At 33.0% G+C, this 1699-nt stretch carries 3 protein-coding genes; all 3 read right to left on the reverse strand.

Features of this window, described 5'->3' with window-relative positions; genetic code table 11:
• Positions 1-896: cytochrome b/b6 domain-containing protein (locus CRU91_RS11990; RefSeq protein ID WP_146951627.1), on the reverse strand; the 896-nt coding region annotated here is incomplete at its 3' end.
• A 10-nt stretch (positions 897-906) separates the two neighbouring features.
• Positions 907-1500 carry a formate dehydrogenase FDH3 subunit beta gene (gene fdh3B, locus CRU91_RS11995; protein ID WP_113895444.1) on the reverse strand — a complete coding sequence of 198 codons (594 nt, stop codon included), beginning with the start codon at positions 1498-1500 and terminating at the stop codon, positions 907-909.
• 10 nt (positions 1501-1510) lie between these two features.
• The coding region (locus CRU91_RS12000) for a hypothetical protein (protein ID WP_146951629.1) at positions 1511-1699 on the reverse strand (189 nt) is incomplete at its 5' end.

Consider the following 1699-nt stretch of genomic DNA (forward strand, 5'->3'; position numbering starts at 1 on the left):
AATTCTCTAGGATATTTACCTGTTATCAAACCTTTTAAATTTCCTTTTACTGCAACCAATACTGAATACACAAAATCCATCAAGAAGAACATTATTAATACACTTGATCCAAAGTGTACATAAAGCAATGCTCTTTTAAATTGTATATAATGTGCATTTGTATATGCATCTGGATGTATAAACCAGATTAAAAATCCACTTAAAAGCAACCCTGCTCCCATAGCTACAAATGCTATAAATATTATCCTTTTCATTGGTTTATATTTACCTGGAAGAACTATTTTTGCTATCAAGCTATTTTTAGACAATATTTTCAAATCTTTAAAAGCTATTATACTCATCATTAACCAAAACGGAAACCAAAGAAGTCCAGTTACTTCATGAGTTCCTCTTAGGATAAATGGAATATATCCACCTTCACTTCTAAGACTCCAAGTTATATTAAATCCTGTAATTATCAAAGCTATTATAATAAAAACATTCAACCAAATTATTGCTCTATGAACAAGAGAAAAAACTTCTACTTGATCATTTGGGTTTGTAATTACTGCTTCTTTTCTTCCACTTATTGCGTACATAACACAAAAGATTGCAATTTCACCTACAAAAACCCACCAAATAAAAAGTTGTCTTTCATTACTAGCTCTTATTATTTCAGGAGCAATAGCTTCATAATTTGGTCCAAATGCTCTATTTACCATCTCTTGGTAGTGAGTTTGTGCTGGATTTAAAATACCATCAATATTACCACCTGTCACAATATGGATTGTATATTTTATTAGATATTCCCAATCAATTACCATCATAAATCCAACAAACACTCCACCTACTATTGACAATCCCAAAAGGGTAAAGATATATGCTTTATTTCTTTGAAAAAACGAGCTATTTTCCATCAATTATTCCTTACCATCCGTATGAATCAGTGGCTATTCCTTTTCCTTTATGAGTTGCTCTATATGTTTTTATTAAAGCTACTTCATTGGCATCACCAACAAGCAAGGCTTTTGTTGAACACATCGAAGCACACATTGGAACTTTACCTTCACTAATTCTATTTTGTCCATACTTCTTATACTCTTCTACAGAGTTTGTCTCTTCTGGTCCTCCTGCACACATTGTACATTTATCCATTTTCCCTTTTGTTCCAAATGCACCATTCTTTGGAAATTGTGGTGCACCAAAAGGACAAGCAAAAAGACAATATCCGCATCCTATACATTTATCTTTATCATGTAAAACTATCCCATCTGTTCTTATATAAAAACAATCTGTTGGGCATACTTGTTGGCATGGTGCATCTGCACAATGCATACAAGCCATTGACAAAGAAAACTCTTGTCCTACTACACCTTCATTTATTGTTACTACTTTTCTTCTATTTACTCCTACTGGTACTTCATGTGCCTCTTTACAAGCTACTACACAACCATTACAATGAATACATAAAAGTTCATCACAATAAAATTTCATTCTTGAAAAATCTACATTACTACTCATTTTTTCCTCCCTATGCTCTTTCTATTCTTACAAGTGAACAGTTTACTTCTGGACAAGCTGTCTGTTGATCAAATCCATAACTTGTTACTTGACCTGAATTCTCACCCATTGCATACGGAGCTGTACCAGTTGGATATCTATGAGTTAAATCCTCTCCACTCCACCATCCAGAGAAGTTCTGTGGTAAAAATACTGATTT

It is taken from the genome of Aliarcobacter vitoriensis (genome assembly GCF_003316695.1).
Taxonomy (GTDB): Bacteria; Campylobacterota; Campylobacteria; order Campylobacterales; family Arcobacteraceae; genus Aliarcobacter; species Aliarcobacter vitoriensis.